Annotated in this window: 23 protein-coding genes and 1 pseudogene; 16 read left to right on the top strand and 8 right to left on the bottom strand. The window is 54.0% G+C overall.

Annotation, left to right across the window (positions count from 1 at the left end; translation table 11 throughout):
* Positions 1-315 precede the first annotated feature (315 nt).
* Positions 316-1,189 (top strand): annotated as a pseudogene (locus tag F1381_RS29205) (transposase); the annotation flags it as partial.
* A 385-nt stretch (positions 1,190-1,574) separates the two neighbouring features.
* On the opposite strand, the gene F1381_RS02230 reads toward F1381_RS29205, so the two are convergent.
* A complete protein-coding gene (locus F1381_RS02230) occupies positions 1,575-2,534 on the bottom strand; it encodes an MraY family glycosyltransferase (RefSeq protein WP_425495240.1) in 960 nt (319 codons plus the stop codon).
* Between the two features lie 136 nt (positions 2,535-2,670).
* Here F1381_RS02230 and F1381_RS02225 point away from each other — a divergent pair, with 136 nt between their 5' ends.
* From F1381_RS02225 to F1381_RS02205, 5 genes are all read left to right on the top strand, one after another.
* Positions 2,671-3,354 carry a YjjG family noncanonical pyrimidine nucleotidase gene (locus tag F1381_RS02225; RefSeq protein WP_151733187.1) on the top strand — a complete coding sequence of 228 codons (684 nt, stop codon included), beginning with the start codon at positions 2,671-2,673 and terminating at the stop codon, positions 3,352-3,354.
* A 111-nt stretch (positions 3,355-3,465) separates the two neighbouring features.
* Positions 3,466-4,095: a hypothetical protein gene (locus F1381_RS02220; protein ID WP_151733186.1), complete on the top strand. Its 630-nt coding sequence runs from the start codon at positions 3,466-3,468 to the stop codon at positions 4,093-4,095.
* A gap of 102 nt (positions 4,096-4,197) precedes the next feature.
* A complete protein-coding gene (locus F1381_RS02215; protein WP_151733185.1) occupies positions 4,198-5,130 on the top strand; it encodes a manganese-dependent inorganic pyrophosphatase in 933 nt (310 codons plus the stop codon).
* A 330-nt stretch (positions 5,131-5,460) separates the two neighbouring features.
* On the top strand, positions 5,461-6,564 hold the full coding sequence (locus F1381_RS02210; RefSeq protein ID WP_151733318.1) for a Glu/Leu/Phe/Val family dehydrogenase: 1,104 nt from the start codon (positions 5,461-5,463) through the stop codon (positions 6,562-6,564).
* 130 nt (positions 6,565-6,694) lie between these two features.
* The gene (locus F1381_RS02205) at positions 6,695-7,039 is read left to right on the top strand and encodes a DUF898 family protein (protein WP_151733184.1); all 345 of its coding nucleotides are present in this window, start codon (positions 6,695-6,697) and stop codon (positions 7,037-7,039) included.
* A gap of 58 nt (positions 7,040-7,097) precedes the next feature.
* Here F1381_RS02205 and F1381_RS02200 read toward each other — a convergent pair whose 3' ends face one another.
* The gene (locus F1381_RS02200) at positions 7,098-7,823 is read right to left on the bottom strand and encodes a peptidylprolyl isomerase (RefSeq protein ID WP_151733183.1); all 726 of its coding nucleotides are present in this window, start codon (positions 7,821-7,823) and stop codon (positions 7,098-7,100) included.
* Between the two features lie 119 nt (positions 7,824-7,942).
* On the opposite strand from F1381_RS02200, the gene F1381_RS02195 reads away from it, so the two are divergent.
* Positions 7,943-9,169, top strand: a complete 1,227-nt coding sequence (locus tag F1381_RS02195) for an MFS transporter (RefSeq protein WP_151733182.1) — start codon at positions 7,943-7,945, stop codon at positions 9,167-9,169.
* Positions 9,170-9,248: 79 nt separating this feature from the next.
* On the opposite strand, the gene F1381_RS02190 is transcribed toward F1381_RS02195, so the two are convergent.
* Together F1381_RS02190 and F1381_RS02185 are read right to left on the bottom strand one after the other, a co-directional pair.
* A complete protein-coding gene (locus F1381_RS02190) occupies positions 9,249-9,854 on the bottom strand; it encodes a hypothetical protein (protein ID WP_151733181.1) in 606 nt (201 codons plus the stop codon).
* A 44-nt stretch (positions 9,855-9,898) separates the two neighbouring features.
* Entirely contained in the window at positions 9,899-10,084 is a 186-nt protein-coding gene (locus F1381_RS02185; RefSeq protein WP_151733180.1) for a hypothetical protein, read from the bottom strand.
* Between the two features lie 220 nt (positions 10,085-10,304).
* On the opposite strand from F1381_RS02185, the gene F1381_RS02180 reads away from it, so the two are divergent.
* Together F1381_RS02180 and F1381_RS02175 are read left to right on the top strand one after the other, a co-directional pair.
* On the top strand, positions 10,305-12,197 hold the full coding sequence (locus F1381_RS02180; RefSeq protein WP_151733179.1) for a sensor histidine kinase: 1,893 nt from the start codon (positions 10,305-10,307) through the stop codon (positions 12,195-12,197).
* Between the two features lie 113 nt (positions 12,198-12,310).
* Positions 12,311-14,215, top strand: a complete 1,905-nt coding sequence (locus F1381_RS02175) for a sensor histidine kinase (RefSeq protein WP_246187872.1) — start codon at positions 12,311-12,313, stop codon at positions 14,213-14,215.
* Between the two features lie 12 nt (positions 14,216-14,227).
* On the opposite strand, the gene F1381_RS02170 is transcribed toward F1381_RS02175, so the two are convergent.
* Both F1381_RS02170 and F1381_RS02165 read right to left on the bottom strand, forming a co-directional pair.
* Positions 14,228-14,467: an NHLP leader peptide family RiPP precursor gene (locus F1381_RS02170; protein ID WP_151733177.1), complete on the bottom strand. Its 240-nt coding sequence runs from the start codon at positions 14,465-14,467 to the stop codon at positions 14,228-14,230.
* A 63-nt stretch (positions 14,468-14,530) separates the two neighbouring features.
* Positions 14,531-15,469, bottom strand: a complete 939-nt coding sequence (locus F1381_RS02165) for a hypothetical protein (protein WP_151733176.1) — start codon at positions 15,467-15,469, stop codon at positions 14,531-14,533.
* Positions 15,470-15,571: 102 nt separating this feature from the next.
* Between F1381_RS02165 and F1381_RS02160 the strand changes: the two genes are divergently transcribed.
* Entirely contained in the window at positions 15,572-15,862 is a 291-nt protein-coding gene (locus F1381_RS02160; RefSeq protein WP_151733175.1) for a hypothetical protein, read from the top strand.
* Between the two features lie 11 nt (positions 15,863-15,873).
* Here the strand turns inward: F1381_RS02160 and F1381_RS02155 are convergent, their stop codons facing one another.
* Together F1381_RS02155 and F1381_RS02150 are read right to left on the bottom strand one after the other, a co-directional pair.
* A complete protein-coding gene (locus tag F1381_RS02155) occupies positions 15,874-16,089 on the bottom strand; it encodes a hypothetical protein (protein WP_151733174.1) in 216 nt (71 codons plus the stop codon).
* 95 nt (positions 16,090-16,184) lie between these two features.
* Positions 16,185-18,116: a beta-N-acetylhexosaminidase gene (locus tag F1381_RS02150; RefSeq protein WP_187355146.1), complete on the bottom strand. Its 1,932-nt coding sequence runs from the start codon at positions 18,114-18,116 to the stop codon at positions 16,185-16,187.
* Positions 18,117-18,199: 83 nt separating this feature from the next.
* Here F1381_RS02150 and F1381_RS02145 point away from each other — a divergent pair, with 83 nt between their 5' ends.
* From F1381_RS02145 to F1381_RS02120, 6 genes are all read left to right on the top strand, one after another.
* Positions 18,200-19,051, top strand: a complete 852-nt coding sequence (locus F1381_RS02145; protein WP_151733172.1) for a helix-turn-helix transcriptional regulator — start codon at positions 18,200-18,202, stop codon at positions 19,049-19,051.
* Positions 19,052-19,191: 140 nt separating this feature from the next.
* Entirely contained in the window at positions 19,192-19,371 is a 180-nt protein-coding gene (locus tag F1381_RS02140; RefSeq protein ID WP_151733171.1) for a hypothetical protein, read from the top strand.
* A gap of 505 nt (positions 19,372-19,876) precedes the next feature.
* Positions 19,877-21,322, top strand: coding sequence for a sensor histidine kinase (locus tag F1381_RS02135; RefSeq protein ID WP_246187871.1), 1,446 nt, complete (start codon positions 19,877-19,879; stop codon positions 21,320-21,322).
* A gap of 23 nt (positions 21,323-21,345) precedes the next feature.
* Positions 21,346-21,981, top strand: coding sequence for a response regulator (locus F1381_RS02130; protein WP_151733169.1), 636 nt, complete (start codon positions 21,346-21,348; stop codon positions 21,979-21,981).
* Positions 21,982-22,246: 265 nt separating this feature from the next.
* The gene (locus tag F1381_RS02125; protein WP_151733168.1) at positions 22,247-22,987 is read left to right on the top strand and encodes a YveK family protein; all 741 of its coding nucleotides are present in this window, start codon (positions 22,247-22,249) and stop codon (positions 22,985-22,987) included.
* Positions 22,971-23,612 carry a CpsD/CapB family tyrosine-protein kinase gene (locus tag F1381_RS02120; RefSeq protein WP_151733167.1) on the top strand — a complete coding sequence of 214 codons (642 nt, stop codon included), beginning with the start codon at positions 22,971-22,973 and terminating at the stop codon, positions 23,610-23,612. Before F1381_RS02125 ends, F1381_RS02120 begins: the two co-directional genes overlap by 17 nt.
* Positions 23,613-23,625: the final 13 nt, after the last annotated feature.

The following is a 23,625-nucleotide window of genomic DNA, read 5'->3' as shown; positions in this document are numbered from 1 at the left end:
TGCTGCTGTGAGGGTGAGCGGGGCAATTGTATGCGAAAAATCGAATACAATGTGCTGCTTCGAGGGTGAGCGGGGCCATTGTATGCGAAAAATCGAATACAATATGCTGCTGTGAGGGTGAGCGGGGCAATTGTATGCGAAAAATCGAATACAATATGCTGCTGCGAGGATGAGCGGGGCGATTGTATGCGAAAAATCGAATACAATATGCTGCTTCGAGGGTGAGCGGGGCAATTGTATGCGAAAAATCGAATACAATATGCTGCTGCCGGCCCAGGGGAACAGCTCCTATTAGTGTAGAAACTTTGCTTGCCAATGGACTTGGAAGAAGATATATTCCACAAAACCACCTTGTCCGTGTTGTGAACGCCGCCATTAACCGGCTCGACGACGCCATCTTCGACGCAGCATACCCTGGCGGTGGCCGCGACAGCTACCATCCCAAAATGCTCACCAAAGTCATTATTTACGCCTACACACAGCGTATTTACTCCTCCCGGCAAATAGCCAAAGCGGTCCGGGAAAACATGCCTTTCATGTGGCTGGTCGGCCGGCAATGTCCGGACTTTCGCACCATTAACCGTTTCCGTTCTGAGCGGATGAAAGACGTCCTCGAAACTATATTCTCCGCACTTCAATTTCTCGCCGATGAAAAGTACATCTCCTTAGAACATTACTTCGTGGATGGTACCAAGATCGAGGCCAATGCCAATCGGTACACCTTCGTGTGGGGCAAAGCGGTTAGTAAGCATAAGGCCAAGCTCCAAGAAAAGGTAGATGCATTGTTTGCAGACATATTGAGACCTCAGAGAAACAAGAAGAGCAAGAACACCGTGGCCAGGACCTGAGCGAACTTGACGAGTCCACCGAGATGAGCCGTGAGAAACTGGAACAAATGACTCAGGCCCTGGAGTCGCAACTGCTGGAAAACCCCCAAGACAAGCTCCTGAAGAAAGCCGTACGGAAGCTTCGTAAGGATTTGCTACCCAGGCTGCTGAAGTATGAGCAGTACCAAAGGCTGCTTGGGGGACAGGAACAGCTTCAGCAAGACGGACTCGGATGCAACCTTCATGCGGATGAAGGAAGACCACATGCGAAACGGCCAGCTCAAACCGGATACAATGTGCAGTTTGGCACCGAGAACCATTTCATCTTAGCCTATGCGGTCCACCAAATTACGACGGATACCTTGCCCACAATCTTATAAAACAAGCTGCAGTAGAGCAAAAACGCCGAGCAGTCATTCTCCTATAACAGGAGAATGACTGCTCGGCCAGAGTGTCGAGAAAGTCCAGGGGACTTTTCGACACTTCTATTTTTATGTGGGGAGACTCAACTCTCTAATCAAAAATCGATTTAAAACGCTCTGAGGACCCTGTTTTTTAGACCACCAAGACAGTTTTAAACCCCCTGCAAAAAAACAGGGGGTTTCTCGACAGCCTGGCCGAGCAGTCATTCTCCTATAACAGGAGAATGACTGCTCGGCTATTTTTTACGACCCATTTTTTCTCAATGAGCTGTCTTAAGTAGAGTGAAAACTACTTTTGGGACACCCCTTTGTAATCACAGGTATTTTAGGTTTCAATCAGCAGCAATATAATAGAGGACAGCGACAGGCAGACGCTGACCAGATACAGTACGGCAACAACCTGCTTCTGGTTCAATCCGGCCTTCAGCAGGCGGTAATGAACCTGTGTGGCGTCCGCCTGATAGATAGCCTGGCCCTTAAGGAACCGTTTGACAACCACGAAGATGTTGTCGAAGATCGGTACGCCCAGTGCAAGAATCGGAATGAACAGCGACAGCACTGTAGCTTGCTTGAATGCGCCGTCCAGCGCAATAACGGCCAGAATGAAGCCGAGGAAGGTCGCGCCGGCATCGCCCATGAAGATCTTCGCCGGGGCTTTGTTGTAACGCAGGTAAGCCAGCGTAACGCCTACGAGCGTAATGGCCATCATCGCCGATGGCGATTGTCCTTTGGCCAGGGCGACGATGAACAGTGTGACGGCCGAAATGGCGGTAAGCCCGCCGGCCAGCCCGTCCATTCCGTCCGAGAAGTTAATGACCGTCGTCACCCCGAAGATCCACACGATCGTCAGGATGAATTGCAGAATCACCGGCAGGGAAATATAGTCTCCGGAGAAGGGGTTAATAAATCCGGTAAACGCATTGCCGGACAGAAAGACCAGGACAGCAGCGGTAATCTGCACGATGAATTTGGGCAGCGCCGGGAAATCCTTGCCTTTGGTCTTGTACCAGTCGTCAATGGTGCCTATGGTCAGCAGAAGCACACCCCCGGCGAATAACGCCAGCGTCTCCAGCGAGAAATCGCGGGCGAACAGCAGGTATGTAATGAAGAAGCCGATAAAGATCGCGTAGCTTGCGGTAAGCGGAATCGGTTCCCGGTGTATCTTGCGTTCAGTATCCTGCCGCGGCCTGTCCACAAAATCAAGCCGGAACGCCAGACGGCCGAGCGGGGGAATCAGCAAATAAACAATTAAAAATGACACAACAAACGATAAAACGTATAAAATGACAATCACCACCGTTGTTTTTTGCGTTACAGAATTTACGCATGACCTACCCGCCCGCAATGCCGGACGGCTGTTCAAATTATACCGCAGATCGACAGCACTTGTCGACGCGAGAGAAGAGGAGCAGGGAATACATATGAAGTATGAAGTGATTTTGTTCGATGCCGACGATACCTTGTTTGACTACGGTATGGCCGAAAGCAATGCGTTCTACAGTGTATTTGCACAGTTCGGGCTTCCCACTGGAGCGGAGGAATATGCCGCAAGCTACAAGGAAATTAATCAGGCGCTGTGGAAGGACCTGGAGAAGGGGCGGATTACCTCGGCGGTTCTGCGGGTGGAACGGTTCAACCGGCTGTTCGCCCGCCATGGGCTGGAGTATGATCCGGGGGCGTTCAGCGAGGCCTATCTGCGCTTCCTGGGCGAAGGCACCTATCTGATCCAGGGGGCTGCAGAGCTGTGCGGACAACTTGGTGACTGCCGGCTGGCCATCATCACCAACGGAATCAAGGATGTACAGTTGTCCAGAATCCAGGGCTCGCCGCTGGCGGATACGTTCGAGCACATCATCATCTCAGAGGAAGCGGGCAGCCAGAAGCCGGAACGGGGTATCTTCGATTATGCCTTTGCCAAGCTGGGCATCCATGACAAAAGCAAGGTGCTGATCGTCGGTGACTCCCTGACCTCGGACATTCAGGGCGGGATCAATTACGGCATCGACACCTGCTGGTTCAATCCGCTGGGCCGGCCCAATGAGCTGGGCCTCCGTCCGACCTATGAAATCCGCGACCTGGGCGACTTGCCGGATATCGTCCGTTAGAGGAAGCAGGTGAGCATGGCTTTGCGGGACCCTTTGAGTTGAATTAGGCTCTCCGTGTTAAATATATAGCAACCTTGCAATCATTATATTTATACATGGGAGAGGATCTGAATGAAGCGAAAATGGCTGATTGCGGCAGTAGCCGCAGGAATGTTGACGACTGGCTCGGCCGGCGTATATGCCGGTGCGAACCTCCAGCAGATTAAGGCTTACCTGAATAACAGCATCGGCGTGGAGGTGAACGGCTCGCCTTACTGGCTGAGGGACGGCAACGGCAAGACGCTGCGCCCGATCACCTACGAAGGTCTGACCTATCTGCCGGTCCGTTCGGTAGCGGACGCGCTGGATGTGCCGATTACGTACGACGCGGCCAATTATAAAGTGCGGATCGGCAGCGGTTCAGCGGCGCCGGTGGAAAGCACCGAGCGCCCGGTCAATCTGCCGAAGGATTTTCCGATTCCGGCGGATGCCGTTATTGCCACCACTGTCGATACCGATGAGGGCGGCGTGAAGAAAGCGGCGTTCTCCTATTCCACCCAGGAATCACTGACGACCATGGGCTTCGTGTACGGCGAGTATGCACGCATCAAGCGGCTTGACAATGCTTCGCAGACGGTGACGGCAACGACGGTCAAGATCACCGGCCGGCTCGGCGGCACCAGCCCGGTCTCGATTACCGGCAAGCCTTCGACGGCCCGTCCGGGCTACAATATCTTTACCGTTACCTGGTCGGAGAGTTGATGGCTGCTTATCCGGTGCGCAGTTGCTTAGAATCGATTCTGGCTTGTCTCTATCAATGTATGGTATATTATTCTCACAAAAAACAAAGTAAGGAGATTGGAAATGGAAAAAACACTGGTGTTTGGACACAAAAATCCGGATACGGATACGATCTGTTCGGCAATCGCCTATGCTGCGCTGAAGAAAGAGCTGGGCTGGGATGCCGAGCCGGTCCGTCTGGGTGAAATCAACGGCGAAACCCAATATGCGCTTGAATATTTCGGCGTAGAAGCGCCCCGCCTGGTCGAGCAGGTGGCCGCCGAAGCCAAGCAGGTTATTCTGGTGGACCACAATGAGCGCCAGCAAAGCGCAAGCGATATCGACCAGGTCCGCGTCGTTGAGGTTATCGACCATCACCGCATCGCGAACTTTGAAACGGCCCATCCGCTGTACTACCGTGCGGAGCCGGTTGGCTGCACAGCTACAATCCTGAATAAGCTGTACAAGGAAAATGGCGTTGCCGTATCCAAAGAGACCGCCGGCCTGCTGTTGTCCGCAATCATTTCCGATTCCCTGCTGTTCAAATCGCCTACCTGCACCGAGCAGGATGTGGCGGCTGCGCGCGAGCTGGCTGAAATCGCCGGTGTCGATGCCGATACCTACGGGCTGGCTATGCTTAAAGCCGGCGCCGATCTCAGCGACAAATCGATTGCCCAGCTGATCTCCCTTGACGCCAAAGAGTTCACGATGGGCAGCCACAAGGTGGAGATTGCCCAGGTCAATGCCGTGGACGTGAATGATGTGCTCTCCAAGCAGGCTGAACTGGAGACAGCGCTCAGCGCGATCATCGACGAGAAGGGTCTCGATCTGTTCCTGTTCGTCGTTACTGATATTCTGAACAACGATTCCGTCGGTCTGGCTCTGGGCCGCATCGCCGGAGCGGTGGAGGAGGCTTACAATGTGAAGCTGGATGACAACAAAGCGCTGCTGAAGGGCGTAGTGTCCCGGAAGTCGCAAATCGTACCGGTGCTTACCGAGACGATTGCCAAGCTCTAATCCGCTGCTTGGATATTTAGGATAACAAGCCGCTTCGCGCGGGCAGACTCCGTCGCATCCCTCAGGGTGATGCCGGCGGAGTCTTTTTGTTTCAAGGAGACGATTTTTGGAATTGCGGCGCTTTCTGCTACACTATGGGAAGAAGGCAGTTGGCTAGTCAGAGGGTTTACATTCATGGTGAAGTTCGTGTTGGTTTGGCGGGGAAACTTAATGAAATGTCCTGGATGAAAGGACATATGGCATTGACAATCCGCACCCGGTATACTAGCTTTGTTATGAAACGTAACATATAGTATGGAGACTAGTATGGAGACAGGAGAAATGAAACCGATGGAAATTTTTGCGGCAATGGAACGGGACGATTACGAAGAGCTGTTGTTTTGTCAGGACAGAGCTTCAGGACTGAAGGCGATCATCGCGATTCATGACACGACGCTGGGTCCTGCACTGGGCGGAACAAGAATGTGGACTTATGCTTCCGAGGAGGAGGCGGTAGTCGATGCGCTGCGGCTGGCCAAAGGCATGACTTACAAGAATGCGGCGGCGGGCCTTAACCTGGGCGGAGGAAAGACCGTGATTATCGGCGACCCGAAGAAGGATAAGAACGAAGCGATGTTCCGCGCCTTCGGCAGATACATTCAGGGTCTTAACGGCCGCTATATCACCGCCGAAGATGTCGGCACCACGGAAGCGGATATGGACATTATTCATCAGGAAACGGATTATGTGACGGGGATTTCCGCTACCTACGGCTCTTCCGGCAATCCTTCCCCGGCGACAGCGTTCGGCGTCTACCAGGGCATGAAGGCTGCGGCCAAAGCGGCTTTCGGCAGCGACTCGCTGGCCGGCAAGACGGTTGCCGTACAGGGTGTGGGGAATGTGTCCTTCACGCTGTGCCAATACCTCCATGAAGAGGGGGCGCATTTGATCGTAACCGACATCAACAAGGGGGCAGTGAGCCGTGCGGTGGAGGCTTACGGTGCAAAGGCGGTCGATCCCGCCGACATTGTCTCCGCAGCCTGCGACATTTACGCACCGTGCGCGCTCGGCGCGACGATCAACGACGAATCGCTGCCGCTGCTGAAGGCGAAGGTAGTGGCCGGAGCGGCGAACAACCAGTTGAAGGAACCGCGCCACGGCGATGCCCTGCATGCGAAGGGTATTGTATACGCGCCGGATTATGTCATAAACGCCGGGGGCGTCATCAATATTGCCGATGAACTGAACGGCTATAATAAAGACCGTGCGTTTAAGCAGGTCGCCAAAATTTACGATAGCATTACCCGGGTACTGGAAATCTCGCAGCATTCCGGCATCCCTGCTTACCAGGCGGCTGACCGCCTGGCGGAGGAACGGATCGCCCGGCTGCGCGCCAGCCGCAGTACCTTCCTGCGCCGCGAGCACCATGCGATCAGCAGAAGAACTTTTATTTGAACAGGTAGCCGCAAAAATTCAATATTTTGCTATTGTTAGTGAGAAATGTCGCGGTGCGGGGGCCGGATAATTGGGACAATAGACCCGGATTCAACTCCGATCAAACCGGTTTTGATGAAAGGTGGAAGCTATGTCGGCCATTAATAATCTTTACTCTGAATTGGATTACGGCAGCAAGGAATCTTATTTCGACGGAAAGCTGATCGAGTATATCGGCTGGCGGCTGGCGGGCTGGCTTGTTACTGTATGTACCCTGGGAATATGCTTTCCCTGGTCTGTGGTGATGATCTACCGCTGGAAGACAGAGCATACGGTTGTCGAAGGGCGGCGTCTGCGCTTCGAAGGCTCGGCCGTCAGCTTGTTCGGCCATTGGATCAAATGGTTCCTGTTATCCATTATTACGCTGGGGATTTACGGCTTCTGGGTAGGCATCAAGCTGGAGCAATGGAAGACGAAGAACATCCGGTTTCAATAGAACAATTCACAGCAAAGCCCATTTCCCTGTAACCGCGGAAATGGGCTTTGTTTACACTTTATTGTATCTTCTCCGGCTCCGGATAGGTTACGCCAAGCGTATCCACCGTTACCTTCTTCATTACTGGCGGCTGGTCCGGACGGTCCGTTTCGGTGTCGCGCGAAAGGTTGACGATGGCGTCCACTACATCCTGTCCTTCAGTAACTTTACCGAAGGAGGCATATTGTCCATCCAGGTGGGGAGAATCTGCGGCCATAATGAAGAACTGCGAGCCGGCGGTATCCATCGCCGGGGTACGGGCCATCGACAGCACTCCGGCCGTATGCGTCAGGTTGTTGGTGAAGCCGTTGGCCGTGAACTCGCCGGCGATGCTGTAACCCGGTCCGCCCTTGCCTGTGCCATCGGGATCTCCGCCCTGGATCATGAAGCCGGGAACGACGCGGTGAAAGATCGTGCCGTCATAGAAGCCTTGATGAATCAGCGAAATGAAGTTGTTGACGGTATTGGGGGCCACCTCAGGATACAGCTCGGCCTTGATAATTCCGCCGTCCTCCATCTCAATGGTGACCACCGGATGGCTGGCTGTCTCCAATGGCACGCCTTCGGCGGCTCCGGCAGCGTTGTCCGCGGGATTGTTGCCTGCCGGTTTATTGCCGCAGCCCGAAACCGCCATGAGCAGCAGCGCCAGCATAAGCAGCATGAACGAATGTTTGGTTGTGCGTTTCACGTCTTTGGTATCTCTCCTTTGTGTATTAGCCATTCTTTTATTTCCATCCCCCATCATACCCTCTTTGCCCTGCTTCTTGCAAAGCCGCACGGTCTTTGCGCACTCGCATCTTCGGCTAAAGAGGTTTACAATAAAAGGGGTCTTCTTTGAAAATTCGTTAGAGGCGGTGCAGCAGCATGAAATTTTCATGGAAGCGGAACCTGATCGTGCTTTGGGTAGGAGTGTTTTTTTGCAGTACGGCTTATTCGATCTCGATTCCGTTTATGTCTATCTTTCTCAGTGACCAGCTCGGCGTTACGGAGCATTTGGAGCTATGGTCGGGAATCAGCTTCGGGATTACCTTTCTCGCAAGTGCGCTGATCTCCCCGTATTGGGGTTCGCTGGCCGACAAATACGGCCGCAAACCGATGCTCATCCGCTCAGGCTTTAGCCTTGCGGCGCTTTACTTTATTAACTACTTTGTGCAGGACCCTTACGTATTTGTCATTGTGCGCATTTTCCAGGGGCTGCTGGCCGGCTTTGTTCCGGCGGCGATCGCCATGGTGGCCACCAACACACCGGAAGAGAAGACGGGGTATGCGCTTAGCGTTATGTCTACGGCAGGCGCTACCGGAAGTATTATCGGACCGCTCATCGGCGGGGTGGTCAGCTATTATTCCAGCAACCGCAGCGCTTTTCTGTTCTCGGCGGTCATTGTGCTCGTGTCGGCGTTGATTGCCACTTTTTTTGCAAAGGAAGAGAACTACGATCGCTCGGCGCCGCGCTCGCATGTACGCGACGATATTCGTGAGGCGGCCCGTAATCCCGCATTCATGACCCTGTTGTCCTTGGCGGGAATTGCCACCTTCTCGGTGATGATTCTGGAGCCGCTGCTGCCGATTTATCTGCTCGATATGGGCATTTCACGGGACAGTGCTTCACTCAGTTCAGGGATTGTATTCTCCGCCGTCGGCATAGCAACGGTCATTATGGCTCCGCAGTGGGGGAAGCTCGGCACCCGCAAGGGCTTCGGGATGATTCTCTTCATCGGGCTGATCGGCGGCGGGATCGGCAATATTCTGCAGTACTTTATGACGGGTTATGTTGAATTTGCGGTGCTGCGGTTTGTTTACGGTCTGTTCTATGCGGGGGTGCTGCCTTCGGTCAATGCGATGATTGTCCAGGCGATTGATCCCGGCTTTCGCGGGAGGGCATTCGGGCTGAATCAGGCGGCTACACAGCTGGCGACTATGGCCGGTCCGATCATCGGCGGTGCGCTGGGCGGATTGATTCCGATCCGCTGGGTATTCGTCGTCAACGGGATTCTGCTGCTGCTTGCTGCGGTGCTGGTCAAGACGCGCAGGCTCGAAGCCAAGGTGGAGGCGATCCGCGGGAAAGCGGATTCCGCAGCCTTTCCAGGGTAGGCAAAGCGTCCGCGAACCAGACTCTTCTATTTAAATAAGCGTGCCGCCGGCTCTCCAGCCGGCGGCACGCTTATTTAAGCTATTCTTCTTCTCCGGTAGAACCGTTCAACAGATCGGTTCCCGGCATCACATCCACCGGCGGCGCGGCAGGGTCTACCGCAGTGCCGGGCTGGAGCTCATCGGCATCCGGAATATCCTCCAGCGGCTGGTCACCCGTATAGTCCCCCGTTTCCTCATCCTCGGCGTAATCGATGACGCCTCCGGTCAGTCCGGCGGCGCCTGCGGCAAAAAGCGCATCCGACTCCACCAGCTCATCCCGCTCTGCAGACGGCGAAGCGAGAACGCCGCCATGGCGTTCGGCCCGTCTGCCGAGCTCAGGCTCCGGATTATAGAGGCCGATGTCGGCTGCCAGAATGGAATCGCCGGTCAAAGCCGGATCCGCACCGTCATCCGTAACGCCGTCGAAATCAATGGGGTGCCTGCCGACAGGCTCGTGGCTGGCCAGCGCAGATTCCAGCGGCCGTGTATCGGCTGGAACATCTTCGCCACTTGCACTTTGCTCTGTAATAGTGCCCAGCGGCCGAAGCTCCTCCAGCGGCATATCCTGCTCCTCCGGTGCGCTTCTCAGCGTATTGTAGCGGTCATAGGTGAAATCGGCATCCGTTTTATTGAATTCATTGCCCATAGCGGTTCAACTTCCTTCCATTGGTTGAATGTCCTGCCTGTGCATTATTGGTCCTTCGTGTCCTTGGGCGGCAGCGCATGCTCTACAGCTGCCCGCTGTGCGTCGTCTTGCAGCGCTGCGGGATAGCTTCCTTCCTGAAACAGGCCGAACTCCTCATCGATATCCCGTTCAGTGACCAGATCGTCCCGGTCGCTCTGAGCAGCCGCTTGGAATTGTTCTTCTTCCTTCATAGGCGCCCTCCTTTGGCTATAGTAATTCTATACCCGTTTGCCCGGCGGCGAATCGACATGACTGTCTTAATATAAGCAGCCCGTGGATGGTTTAATCAGTACGTAGAGATGCTTTTTTCGCGGAATTTTGCGATGTTGGGGAGGGGATAGCGCGAAGCTTGTCGAAAGTAAGAATCATAAGGACTATAAAAATACCACTTACGGTTTATTGAGGTGCCAAATGAAGGATTTATCGCCAAAGCGGACGGCTGCCCTGCTGCTCCTGCTGCTTCTGGCCGCTGCCGTGCCTATTGTCACTGCTGTGGAATGGGACGGGTTTCCCGGCACTTTATTGCAGGGCTATGAATATGTACGGGAGGGACCGGCCTCGCTCACTGTCAATGAGGCTGCCGCTATCCCCGCTGAGCGCTGGAGGCCGGTAGCGGACGAACATCCGCCGGAACACCGGGCGAATACGGGGCCGGTCTGGCTGCGCGTTCATCTGCCGAATACTGCGGCGCAATCCGTTCTGACTCTGGAGAAGGTGTACGGCACAGGCCTTCAGGTATACAGAAATCACACGCTTGTCTATGATTCGGACAAGCCTGCGCGCTCGGGCGGCAGCAAGCTGCTTATTCCTTTAACAGGGGCCGAAGGTGAAGGGATGCTATATTTACGCAGCGCGGATGGCAATATCTTCGGCATTGACGGGGAAAGCAGAGTGGGAGAGTATAACAAGCTGCTTGCGTATCATATTAAGAGGGACCTGTTCGATCTGATCATCGGTGCTGCGCTGATCTTTATGGCCCTTATCCTGCTGCTCGGCCTGATGTTTCTGAGGTTTAATTTCTTTGCCGGCGGCTTCTGGCTGATGCTGGTCGTTCTGTCGCTGGGCGTGCTGCTGATCGCCTATTCGCCGGTTCTGCCTCTGGTCATGCACAGGGAGGACCGCTGGATTGAAGTAGTCTTTGACCTGGCTCTTTATACTTTGCTTCCCTCGTTTACACTGTACTTCGAGCGGATGTTCTATCCGGAACCGCACCGGCTGCTGCGCGTATTCCGGAATTTTCAGATTGTTTATTCTGCCGTGTGCTTGGGACTGCTGATCGTCAACGCCGTCCAGTCCTACCGGCTGGACGGCATATACCGGCTGTTCAGCGTCCGCATTCTCGGCGTGCTGATGATCGGGCAACTGCTGCTCCTGCTGGTGCTTGCCGTTTCCCAGGCCCGCCGCCGCAACCGCTCTGCGGTGTATTTTACTGCCGGCTTCGGCAGTTTTGCGGCCATTGCCCTCGGCGAACTGGTGGCTTACTATCTGAGCTCCGGAAACTACGAGCTGTATTGGTGGAAATGGGGCATTGTTGTGTTCATCATTTCGCTGATTGTCGTGCTGGGCCAGAAGTTTGCCGAGAACCACCGGCGTACACTGGCTTATTCCAAAGAGCTGGAGAAGCTTGGCAATGAACTGCAGCGTTCAGAGAAAATGGAAATGATCAGTGAACTGGCCGCTTCCGTGGCGCATGAGGTCCGCAATCCGCTGCAGGTGACACGGGGATTTCTGCAGATCCTAGGCGAGCGCTCGGGCAAGAAGGAGAAGGAGTATCTGCAGATGGCACTGCAGGAGCTGGACCGGGCTTCGGTCATCATTACGGATTTCCTGACGTTCGCCAAGCCTGCCGTCGAAACCGTGGAGGGGTTCAATGTAGAGGCGGAGCTGCGGCATGTGGCCGGAATCATGGTGCCGCTTGCGCACCTGCAGGGAGGCGTGATCGAGCTGCGCTTACAAAGCGGCCTGGAGGTGCTGGGCAGCAGCTCCAAGTTCAAGCAGGCTTTTATCAATCTGATCAAGAACAGCATTGAATCACTGCATGAGAACGGAGTCATCCGTATCACTGCCTGGAAATCCGGACAGCATGTCATCATCAGCGTCAAGGACAACGGAGAAGGGATGAAGGTCAGTGAGCTGGCCCGGCTGGGGGAGCCGTTCTATTCGAACAAAACCAAAGGCACGGGACTCGGTCTGATGGTAACCTTCCGTATTATCGAGGCCATGGGCGGAACGGTGCAGTTCCAGAGCGTCAAGGGGGAAGGCACTGAGGTCATCGTGAAATTGCCAGTGTACGGAAATATATAGAAAAACAATGGCGAAAAATGTTCTGCGGGAGGGATAGGCGCCGGTGGGGGCGAAATAATAACGGACAGAACATCGGTTCTGAAATTTTCATTCGGGGTGCTTGCATGCGCTTGATGGCGAGAATTTTATATATCACTCTGCTGTTCTGTCTGGGCGTTTCGCTCGCCGGCCCGCTCGCGGTCTCGGCGGAGGGCGGTTATGCCTCCATTGAAATTAAGGATTGGCGGATGAAATGGGGAGATGCATCCGGGGCTGTCCTTAAGGATGTGCCTGCTGCAGATGAACCGGGCTGGATCGCCGCAGGCGGCGCCGGGGGAATGGAGCTTCCGGAGGGGGTATCGTCGGCCTGGACACGGGTGCAGCTGCCGGAGTTTAAGTATACCTCGCCGGCGGTGTACATTGAGAAGCTGTATGCGCTGCATGTCCGCGTGTATGTAGAGAACCGGCTTGTGTTTGAGGCGGAGCGCGGTTTCATCAAGGACCAATATTCGCTGCTCGTTCCGCTGAGCGCCGGCGATAGCGGGCAAGCCCTGTATATATGGACGGAAACACTGCAGGACCGGATCGGCGTCAAAGATAAGCTCGTTGTCGGGGAACACAGCGTGCTGGTTAAAGAGTATATCAAGAACGGGCTGATTGATGTCATACTGGGTGGTGCATTTCTATTCGTGGCCGTGGTGCTGTTTGTGTGTGCCTTCTATTTGAATAAGGAGCATTTTCCGATTGCCGCTACGCTCGCCGTAGTGATTGCGTCTACCGGTGTTCTTTCGGTTACCTATTCGCCGTTTATCTATACCTTTTACAGTTATTTGGGGCCGGCCAGCATTATCTTTTTTGATATCGCCCTGTTGTCGCTGCTCCCGGCGCTCACTTATCTGTTCGAGCGGATTTTCGGCGGCGGGAAATACGGCATCATCCGTAAATTCCGCAAATTCCAGGTGGTCTATTCGGTGTTTTGTCTGTTCTGTCTTGTTGTAAATTTGATTTCCGGCAACCGGTTTGTTGAGCTTTACTATTTTATTTCCACCACGGTCATCGGCGTCATTCTGATTGTGCAGTTTATTTTGCTGATCGGCTGCGTCGTCCTGTTCTCGCTGAAGCGGAATAAGGATGCGATGATCTTCGCCGTGGGCTTCGGATTTGCCGCGCTGACCAGTGTGCTTGAACTGAGCTGGTACTATTTCCGTAACGGCGATTACGACCTCTTTTATTGGAAATGGTCGCTCGTTGTGTTTATTTTGTCACTGATTATTATCCTGGGACGCAGGCTGGCCCTGAACCACCAGCAGGTGGTGAAATATTCGCGTGAGCTGGAGCTGTTCAACAATGAACTGCAGCGGTCCGAGAAAATGGAAATCATCAGCGAACTTGCCGCCAGCGTGGCGCATGAGGTGCGCAATCCGCTGCAGGTGACGCGGGGCTTCCTACAGCTGCTCAGCGAGAAGTCAAGCGGTGACGAGAAGAGCTACCTGACGATGGCACTCAGCGAGCTGGACCGCGCCGCCGGTATTATTACCGACTTCCTGACCTTTGCCAAGCCGGAATTCGAGCAGGTGTCCCTGCTGAACGTGCAGGATGAATTCAAGCATATTGAAAGCATACTGCGTCCGCTCTGTCATCTGAACGGCGGCAAAATGGTACTGGATGTCGGCGACCAGCTATGGGTGAGGGGCAACTCCTCCAAGTTCAAGCAGGCGTTTATCAACATTATCAAGAACAGCATTGAGTCGCTCGGCGATGACGGCACCATTCAGATGTCGGGCTATGTCAAAGGCGATAAAGTGCATATCCATATCAAGGATAACGGGGAAGGGATGGATCAAGGGGTACTCAGCCGGCTCGGCGAGCCGTATTTCTCCAACAAGACTAAGGGGACAGGGCTGGGGCTTATGGTTACATTCCGTATCATTGAGGCCATGCGCGGCGAAATCAGGTTTATCAGCAAAAAAGGAGCCGGAACCGAGTCCGTGACGATTCTGCCGCTGGCAGATGCTCCGGATGCTTCCGACTCCCTGTAATTCTATTGCTTCTTACCAGGAACCGTAAGGCTTGATGTTGGCTTGCATAACTCCGGAAGAGGGACTCTGCGGGATCACGAGGTAGAATTCATTGGAGCCTTCCTCCACGGCTTTAAGTGTAATGTGGTCGGGGAGGTGTATACCCAGCGCTTCAAAGAGGGCAGCCTTCGGATCGGTGAGCAGCTTCTGTTTGAACCCCGGGTCTTCCCATGCCTTCTGAATAACCTGATTCTTAAGAATGGCTTCTGACACATCAATCACCCTTTCAATTGGTTATAATTTCCTTAAAAGTATAGCATAGTCTTTTATATAATTCTATGACTCTTTCAGATGTTTGGCCAGCCAATAGCCGAGGCCTCCGTCCTGCAGCAGCCGCTTGTCCTCTTCGAGCGTCCGGGCGATGCTCTGCAGGTTGCCGGACAGCGTCCGGTGGAAATCGGCCAGATGCGGAATCCGCAGCCGGCTGGCCGTGATCCGCCGATCATTAACCGCTGCAATATCGGCATATCCGGCCAGTCCGCTCCGCGTCAAGAGAAATTCCCTCACCTGCTCCGGGGATAGCTCCGTTCCCCCGGCTCCTGCCCTGCTGCGTACAAAGGAGAGCAGGCAATTATAGCTGCCATCCGCAAAGTCTTCCTCCCAGTCCTCGTAATCGTCCAGCATTTGCAATGTAACCAGCACTTCATGGAGCAGCTCCTCCATCTCCGGTATGTCCGCAGCATGGTCTGTAAGCAGCAGAATGGCTGTACTGCACAGCTTGAGAGGGCTGGCTTTATGGGCGACGCGGATGCGGTCCTCCAGGAAATAGTCTCTGTGCCGTTCACCGGTTACACTGTCCGCCCACTCGTAGATATACCGGTTGAAATAGGTCCAGAACGGGGAATCCGCGGGAAAAAGCGGACGGTAAAGATTCATGCATTCGGTGAACAGCAGATTGGCGAGCGGCAGCTTGTCTGCCGAGGAGGAGTCCGGGGTGTCCATCAGATCATCCTGCAGAAAGAAATAGAGCATCAGCAGAATGTTCCCCGTTGACATGCCGCGCGTCATGCGGAGCTCTAAGGGGTACGCCGTGCGGAGCCAGAACGGAAGCAGATAACAGATGTAATTCTTGTGGCTGCCGGCGCTGAAGGGGTTGAACCGGTCTAGATAAGCAAGCCCGTGCGCGTGAAGCGGCGGAGGGAAGGAGGAGATGATGCCGCGGCTGGCGGCGAATGCCTCTCGCAGGTCCGCTTCGTATTCATTCAGCCAATCCATAAAGATATCCCCTGTCAATAATAGTAAAAATATGGATGATTCCATACACTGATTATAGCCTCGCTTTTGGCAGAATTACAATGAAATTTAGGAGGGAACGGCATGGACTGGTACACCACCGGACAGATGCTGCATGCGATCCGGATCGGCCAGAAAGCCTCTACGCCCGATGGGCGGACGGTGCTGCGGACAACCCGCGGCTTGTTCTGGAACGGGGGGAGGGCGGATGGCATGCTGGTCGAACTAAAGGACTACCTGTTTACAGAGATATGGACGATATATGAGGATGAGGAAAGCCTGGAAGCAGGCGCGGGAAAGGAGCAGCAGGAGCTCCGGGAACGTGAAATGCTGGAGAACCAGTATGAAGAGGTGCGGCGGAAAAGGCTGGAATGAAGGGCATTTGATTAAAACCATTTTGAAGGTATGCGTAAATAAACTTCATCAACCGGGCTAAATCCAAGCTTTTCATAATACCGTGAAATCTTTGTTGTGGTCCCAACCAGCCATTCGGAATCCGGGAAATGTGAAGTTTCCGTCCCGTCCGACCAGCCCACCGCCTTAAATAATGCATGAAGCTGCTCACAGGGAATATCTTTATTGGTGTTATATTGTATGCTCATACGTCCTCCTTAATAAGGCGCCCCCCCATTTCCCGGTAATATTACTATCTTAACGCATTCGGAAAAAAGGGAGGCTTTCTCAGTTATTTCATTCGCTAAACGGTGCCGTTTTCCTTCAGCTTCTGCCCAAGCGCCGTATATTCCCCGCGCAGCCGGAGCAGCTGCGCCGTGCTCCGCTCAAGACCGCCGGGACGGTTGCGCCGGCTCCAGCACGCCCGGTAATGATGCAGCAGCAGATCCAGATCATGAATTTGCCGCTCGATCATACCGGAATCAAGTGCTCCGGCATCATGCTCCAGGAGCCGTTTGAGCCGGGCCAGCGAGACCGCATGCTTGACGAAATGCATGCCACTGCGCAGCTCCTCCATTACCAGCTCCGCATCATCGGAGTGCAGCTCCAGCAGGGCAAGCTCCGCTTCAAGTCCCGCCATATAACTATCCAAGGCGTCCAGATGCGCCCCGGCCAGCTTGCCGGACAGCCGGAAATTGTCCAGACGGCTGCGCAGCAGCATCGACAATTCCGTATCGTTCGCGCGGTAAGCGCCGGATTCCAGCCGGTAGTAATTGCCCAGATCCAGCAGCAGCTGTCCGATCTTTCCCGAACGGTCACGATAGACGAAGGTGTTCAGGTAGGCCACGGGGTCCGTGTCCAGATTGTTCTCCACCTGCCAGGCCAGTGCGGCGCCGTAGACGAATCCGGGATAGCTGACCGGCAGCTGCTGCCAGTGACCGTGATCGCCCCAATCGGTGATAAGATAGCCGGCTGCCCCGTTCCGTTTGCCGTGGACGGCGGCGCTGCGCAGGTTGCCGAGCATATTGTCGCTGCGGCCGGTCAGCGAATTCCAGGAGCTGGTTCCCGGGCATATGTAGAACGGGATACCGGCTTCCCGGTATTTGTCCGTGTCTTCGGCGAAGGGATGGTCATCGCCGTAGCCCCATTCCATGGCGATCATGTTCTTCGGCAGCTGCGGAATCAGCTCCGGATATTGAATAATGATGTCCCCCCAGAATTGCATCGTCTTGCCGCGCTGCTCCACAAGCTCCTGAATCTTCTTCAGGAAGGACAGATAGAGGGAGCCTTTGCCTGTCGAATCGGCCGACGCCTTGCTTTTACCCATCCCCAGTTCGTAGGTCTCATCGCAGCCCACATTGAATAAGCCGGAGGTGAAATAGGGCAGGAGATCATCATACATTCTTTCCAGCAGCTTGAGCACTTCAGGGTCCTCCGTGTGGAACGTGCCCGGCTGCATGGCCAGGCCCTGCGGATGGAAGTCGCTGTCGTACATGCCTTCGGGCAGCATGAAGCCTCCGGGCATCTCGGCCAGATGGTTAAATTCCGGACGGGTAAGCCAGCCCTCCATATGCCCGAAGCTGTTCTGATTGGGGACGAGGTCAATATAGCGTTCGCGGCAATAGTCGTCCAGCAGCAGGATTTCCTCACCGGTGATCGGGGTTTCCAGCTCCCAGACGGCGGGAAAAGACTCGTAGGCAAACGGAGTTCCTTCTATATAGAGCTGCAATTGGTTCAGCTTAAGATCTGCCATGAGATCCACAATCCGGTACAATGTGGCCAGCTGCGGAATTTTGTTGCGGCTGATGTCGATCATCAGCCCGCGGGCGGCGAAATCAGGTTCATCAACAATGCGCAGGCCGGGCAGACTTCTGCCGCAGTGCTCCAATAACTGCTTCAAGGTGGCTACGGCATAATAGGCCCCTTCCGGAGAACTATAGGTAACCGCGACACCTTCAGCGGAGACGGAGATTTCATAGGCCTGCATGGCCAGTAGGCGGTTACAGCTGAAGCGGAAAGCAGCACGGCTATCCCCGTGTTCGCCAAGCGACAGCGGCAGCCGGAGCTGCAGGCTCTGCTCCAGAATCTGCTGAAGCCTGCGGACGGCGGGCAGCGCGGAGCGGCTCTCTTCTCCGGCAAGCGAAATGGCGGCTCCTGCCGGGATACGGTAATGGCCCTTCAGCAGCTGCAGATCGCGGGGGCGGGGCAGCAGCGGCAAGTTAATCGGATCAGACATAGCGGAACACCTCTTCTTCATGTAAAATATAGGCATCTTCGCTATCAAGATATCATTCCTGCACCTAGGAGGGAATAGAACCTGTGCCCCAGCTCATGGATTATATGATCAGTCCCTATCCCATCCGGATCATCGATCCCAAGGTGGAAGCCTCCAGGCTGCGGCTGAAATCGGTCACGATCCATCAGGCCGGGCATCTGCCCGGAAGAATATTGTTCCGCAGCGAGGCGGACTTCGAGCACTGGGCGTTGGTGCTGATTACCGCAGGCGCCGGCAGCTTCCTGGAGAGCGGCGGCCGGCAGCAGCAGGTGCGGGCCGGCAGTCTCTTCTTCTTCCGGCCGGGGTACAGCTACAACTTTGGACCGTCACCCGGCGGATTCTGGGATGAGTATTACATCAGCTTTAATGGTAAGAGGGTGGAGGAATGGCGGGAAGCGGGCCTTCTGGCAGGGGGGACGGTGTTCCAGAACGTGGCTGTGCACAAATTGCAGACGTTCTTTGAGGAAGTGCTGTCGCTGATGGATAGCGGCGATGCCGAAGAGGCAGACTTGGCCTGCCTGACGCTGGAACGGATGCTGCTGGGGGTCGCACGCCAGACCGGGACGCAGGAACGTCCGCAATCCGGTATCATGCGGCAGCTCCGGGCCGACTTGCAGGCCTGCGTGTACGGGAGAATGGAGCCGGCACAGATTGCGGCCAAGCACCATATCTCGCTGTCCACCCTGCGCCGGCAGGTGCGGAGCAGCACGGGCTATCCGCTGCATGAGTACATACACCGGCTCAAAATGGCCGAGGCGAAGCATCTGCTGCTGAATACCTCCCTGCAGGTCCAGGAGATTGCCGGCATGCTGCACTATGGCGACCCGTTTTATTTTTCACGGCTGTATAAGAAGTATATGGGCGTTTCTCCCCAAATTTCCCGCAGCAGTCTGTGATTCACGTAGGGGTTCGCTCGGCAGATATTTGTCGGATTATAAGAGTTTTTGTTGACACTCATAAAATTGAAATGCTATGATCTAGATAATATTAACAGTTTTCTGGGGATTTTCGACTATGTCAAGCCGGAGATGAAACCATGAGAGAGTATTACTGCATTACTTGCCGCAGTCTCCATCAGGTGGATATTCACAAGAACCATGCCGTCCGCATCCTGTCCACCGGGTATCATATCGTTGGCGAACAGCGTTACCAAATCTGTATCTGTAATGCCCGCAAGCTGCCGGCAGCGGTTCCGGACCGGCAACCGGCGGATTAAAGGGAGTTTTTAATGGCGGTCTAGACCAGCCATGCAGCCTGTCTTGTTGAAGACAGGCTATTTGTGTGTGCAGATGATAATTTTGTGAACTTTCCTGCAGGAATATCGCCTAATCCTCACTGAAAAATGGGCGAAAATGTCTGAAAATTTGAAAAGAAATAATGATATATTGTTATTAATTTGCAATGAAAACGTTGTCAGCAAAAAGGGAAACTTGTTATTGTGATTTTTCTCATGTATGATGCTTTTAACAAAGCTTTAGAAGAACTCGCATTTTCCAAAACCTGGAGAATAGGGTGGTGGGATGAAAATCAAGTCAACCGCAGATGACAAATGGATCGCCTTGTACCGATACTTATCTTTGTCCCTCACATGTCTCATGTACCTCGTGGGCCCTACCGTAGCTTCTGTAATTTCCAAATCACTGCTGATTATTGTGTTATTTATATGCGCTTATATATGCACCTTCTATTACCGAAGGCTCCGGAATAAACCAAGGGTCCTGATGTTGGTTGTAAGTCTTGAGATGGCGGGTATTTTTGCGCTGGCATGGTTTACAGGCGGTCATGAAAGTCCGTTCGGCTTTTATATGCTGAGCCCGCTGCTGATTGCAGCAGGCGCGCTGCCGCTGTATTTCAACGTTGGCCTGTTGCTCGGTTCTATTGGGATTTATTTCTTGTTTAATAACATTTTTCCTCATCATTCCGGCATAACCTTTGTAGAAGCTGCAGGAGATTACGCCAACCTGTTTCTAGCTATGCTGCTTGCGGTTATAGTTATGCAAATGGTTAATCGGGCGAAGCGGCAGCGGGATGAAGCAAACGCACGGACCAACGACACGATGGAACATATCAAATCGCTGTATCATATCGTGGAGAATTCCAGCCAGCATGACTTCATGAACATTGGCCAGGTGATTACAGATTATGTGGTGAAGCTTACGAAGCTTGATAAGGCTTTGTTCTGGTTCGCCAAGAAGAGCGGAGAGCCTGCGCCACAGAGCCGGCAGACCGGCTGGCTGCACGAAGAGGAACGCTTCCTCTTCTCGGAACTGGATAAGCATGAGCAGGAATGGCGTCTGCAGCGTGAGCCGCTGTTCAAGAGCCTGCCGGGAATCGGCGATTTTCTACTGATGCCGGTGCGGATGAGCACCCGTTTTGTCGGCATGATCGGTGTGAAGCTGGAAGCCTCGGAAGGCCTTGAAGGACGCAGATGGTACATTCAGCAGCTGATGTTCCTGTCCGAGCTCAGTGCCATCATTTTGGAGCGTCATGAGCTGGGCGTGATTGAGAACCGGCTGATCATTACCAATGAGCAGAACCGGATTGCCGACGAGATGCACGACAGCGTATCGCAAAGCCTCTTCGGCATTGTCTATGCCACACATTCCTTGAAGCAGACCTGGCGCAAGATGAGCGACACCCAGCTGGAGGAACAAATCGAGCTGATCCACGATTCGGCGACGAAGGTCGCCAAGGAGCTGCGGATTACCATCTACAGCCTCAGCTCCAAGAAAAGCGGCGGTCCGACCTGGCTGGGCATGGTGAGATCGCATCTGAAAAGTCTGTCCAGACTGAACGATGTGGAAATTGAACTCAAAATAACGGGCGATGATTTCAGTCTGCCGTACCCGTACCACAAGGCGTTGTTCCGGATTATATCCGAAGCGACGGGCAATGCCATCCGTCATGGTGCGGCAAGCCGGGTAGACGTGGAATTGTCACTGAAACCGAAATGGATCAGACTGTCGATTATCGATGACGGCGTCGGCTTTAACACCGAGCGGCTTTGGGCCGAATCCGAGGATCATTCCGGCGGACTAGGCATGAAGAATATGCAGTATCTGGCACAATCGTTGGGCGGAGATTTTCAGTTGTCGAGCAGTGAGAATGCAGGCACAAGAATTTTAATTACGATACCGGTCGGTGTGGCTGAATTAAAAAACGCATAAACTTTAGGCAGGAGGTCGTTCAAGTGAATATCGTCATTGTTGATGATCACCCTTTGGTGAGAAGAGGACTCGCAGCGGTTATTTCCATGCAGCCCGATCTGAATTTTGCGGGGGAAGCGACGAATGGCCAAGAAGCGCTTCTGGTCATCGAAGAGACGCAGCCTGATCTTGTGCTGATTGATCTGAAGCTTGCCGATGAATCGGGACTTGATGTCATTAAAGCAGCGCGTGCACGCGGGTTCTCCAGCAGATTCATTCTGCTTACCTCTTCGGCGAGCCGGGAGGATTTCCTGAAGGCGGAAGAAGTGCTGGTGGACGGCTATGTGCTGAAAGAAGCCCTTCCCGAAGAGCTGTTGTTCGCGATCCAGCTTGTGCATAAGGGGCGGAAATACTACGATCCCGGCTTGATGGAAGATAAGATGCGGATCGGCGGCAGCAGTCCTACCGACGAACTGACACCTAAAGAGAAGGAAGTGCTGATCGAGCTGGGCCAGGGTGCCTGCAACAGGGAAATCGCCTCACGCCTGTTCATCAGTGAATTTACGGTTAAGAAGCATGTCAGCCAGATCTTGGCGAAGCTGCAGGTGGCCGACCGCACGCAGGCGGCATTGTACGCCAATGCGGTAGGACTAAGCAAGTTTGAGATGTCATACGAGTAAAGACTTCGGCAAATCACATATGAGCAACGCGGGAACACGGACAATTGTCCGTGTTCTTTTTGTGTTCTCCTCTACAGCTCCGGTATGGTACTAAAGTATACCATGGAGCCCCCTCCAATGAGCCAAACCCAATTACTCCAAAGTGAAGCTGAAAGTAATTATAGGAGCCATGTGGCAAAGCCTGCTGGTTGATAGAATAAAAGCAAGAAACCTGAAATTTTCATGATTGCTTTCAGAACCCAAAGATTACGGAAGGAGGTTTACTGTGGAAAAGACGATTTTGGATTACATTAACCTCATCAAGAAGAAGTTATGGTTAATTGTGGCATTTGTGTTAGTCTCCTGCTTGACCACCTTCTACGTCAGCAAGAACTTCGTTGTTCCCGTCTACTCCGCCTCCGGACAACTGCTTGTCAACAACATCGCAAGTGTCCCCGAGAGCAACAATCTCAACAACCTGAACTTCAGCCTTAACCTCATCGAGAGCTACAAGGAAATCATGAAATCTCCCACCATTCTGAAGAATGTAGTAGCGGAGCATCCGGAATTCAATCTGACGGAAGAGCAGCTGGCCGGAAGACTGCAGATTAAGACAAGCGAGAAGAGCCAGGTCATTAATCTGAGCGTGCAGGATACGAACTACGCCAATGCCGCCAATATCGTAAACGCGGTTTCGCAGGAATTCATCCGCACCCTGCCGTCCCTGATGATGCTCGATAACGTCACGCTGCTGACTCCGGCTGATCCCGCCGATGTGCCGGCTTCCGTGAACGGCGGAGTAGCGATGAACCTGATTATCAGCTTTGTCGTTTCATTGATGGCTGCCGTAGGCATCATCCTGCTGATGGAAACCTTAAGCGGCACACTGCGGAGCGAGAAAGAAGCGCTGCACGATCTGGGGCTGCCGGTGATCGCCAGCGTTCCGGTCATCCGCAAACGCGATTTGGGCAAAGCGGCAAATGCCAATGCCAGAGTAGGGGAGGGCGCTTATGCTACGGCTGAATAAAAGCTTGATTACAGATCTGAATCCGGCTTCGCATATCTCGGAATCGTTCCGTTCACTCCGCACGTATATCCGCCAGCTTGGCCTCCTGGGAGGAGAAGGCGGCAAGGTGCTGCTCTTCACCTCCGCAGAGGAAGGCGCAGGAAAAACCACGGTGCTGTCCAACCTGGCAGTCTCTTTCGTACAGGATGGTAAAAAGGTAGCCGTTGTGGACTGCGACCTGCGCCGTCCCGGACTGCACACCGTATTCGAGGTGGAAGGCAGCCACGGACTGGCCGCCTACCTCAGCGGGCAGGCGGAAGCCAAGGATATCGCCGTATACGGCAATCTGGCGAACCTCGCCGTTATCCCCGCCGGAATGACAAAGATCAGTCCGCCGGACCTGCTCGGCAATGACCGCATGTCCGCGCTGCTGACAGAGTTGAAGGGAAGCTTCGATCTGGTGCTGCTGGATACGCCCCCGGCCGTCGATTACAGCGACGCCCGCATTCTCGCTTCGCTCACCGACGGCGTCATCCTTGTTGCCAGACACGGCAAATCGAAGCGTGAGTCGCTCCGCAAGCTGAAGACTGTGATGGAGCAAAGCGGCTCCAACATTCTCGGAATTGCCATGAACCAAGCGAAATAAAGATTGTCTATGC

The sequence above is a fragment of the Paenibacillus tengchongensis genome (assembly GCF_008973665.1).
In the GTDB taxonomy this organism is placed as follows: domain Bacteria; phylum Bacillota; class Bacilli; order Paenibacillales; family Paenibacillaceae; genus Paenibacillus_AQ; species Paenibacillus_AQ tengchongensis.
Note: the sequence above shows the minus strand (reverse complement) of the source record. Positions and strands in the feature narration are given on the sequence as shown.

What these genes read in the sequence shown, in the direction of transcription:
- F1381_RS02225 (WP_151733187.1), top strand. Translation starts at nt 2,671, where the DNA reads ATGAAGTATGAAGTGATTTTGTTCGATGCCGACGATACCTTGTTTGAC.
- F1381_RS02220 (WP_151733186.1), top strand. Translation starts at nt 3,466, where the DNA reads ATGAAGCGAAAATGGCTGATTGCGGCAGTAGCCGCAGGAATGTTGACG.
- F1381_RS02215 (WP_151733185.1), top strand. Translation starts at nt 4,198, where the DNA reads ATGGAAAAAACACTGGTGTTTGGACACAAAAATCCGGATACGGATACG.
- F1381_RS02210 (WP_151733318.1), top strand. Translation starts at nt 5,461, where the DNA reads ATGGAAATTTTTGCGGCAATGGAACGGGACGATTACGAAGAGCTGTTG.
- F1381_RS02205 (WP_151733184.1), top strand. Translation starts at nt 6,695, where the DNA reads ATGTCGGCCATTAATAATCTTTACTCTGAATTGGATTACGGCAGCAAG.
- F1381_RS02200 (WP_151733183.1), bottom strand. Translation starts at nt 7,823, where the DNA reads ATGATGGGGGATGGAAATAAAAGAATGGCTAATACACAAAGGAGAGAT.
- F1381_RS02195 (WP_151733182.1), top strand. Translation starts at nt 7,943, where the DNA reads ATGAAATTTTCATGGAAGCGGAACCTGATCGTGCTTTGGGTAGGAGTG.
- F1381_RS02190 (WP_151733181.1), bottom strand. Translation starts at nt 9,854, where the DNA reads ATGGGCAATGAATTCAATAAAACGGATGCCGATTTCACCTATGACCGC.
- F1381_RS02185 (WP_151733180.1), bottom strand. Translation starts at nt 10,084, where the DNA reads ATGAAGGAAGAAGAACAATTCCAAGCGGCTGCTCAGAGCGACCGGGAC.
- F1381_RS02180 (WP_151733179.1), top strand. Translation starts at nt 10,305, where the DNA reads ATGAAGGATTTATCGCCAAAGCGGACGGCTGCCCTGCTGCTCCTGCTG.
- F1381_RS02175 (WP_246187872.1), top strand. Translation starts at nt 12,311, where the DNA reads ATGGCGAGAATTTTATATATCACTCTGCTGTTCTGTCTGGGCGTTTCG.
- F1381_RS02165 (WP_151733176.1), bottom strand. Translation starts at nt 15,469, where the DNA reads ATGGATTGGCTGAATGAATACGAAGCGGACCTGCGAGAGGCATTCGCC.
- F1381_RS02160 (WP_151733175.1), top strand. Translation starts at nt 15,572, where the DNA reads ATGGACTGGTACACCACCGGACAGATGCTGCATGCGATCCGGATCGGC.
- F1381_RS02155 (WP_151733174.1), bottom strand. Translation starts at nt 16,089, where the DNA reads ATGAGCATACAATATAACACCAATAAAGATATTCCCTGTGAGCAGCTT.
- F1381_RS02150 (WP_187355146.1), bottom strand. Translation starts at nt 18,116, where the DNA reads ATGTCTGATCCGATTAACTTGCCGCTGCTGCCCCGCCCCCGCGATCTG.
- F1381_RS02140 (WP_151733171.1), top strand. Translation starts at nt 19,192, where the DNA reads ATGAGAGAGTATTACTGCATTACTTGCCGCAGTCTCCATCAGGTGGAT.
- F1381_RS02135 (WP_246187871.1), top strand. Translation starts at nt 19,877, where the DNA reads ATGTTGGTTGTAAGTCTTGAGATGGCGGGTATTTTTGCGCTGGCATGG.
- F1381_RS02120 (WP_151733167.1), top strand. Translation starts at nt 22,971, where the DNA reads ATGCTACGGCTGAATAAAAGCTTGATTACAGATCTGAATCCGGCTTCG.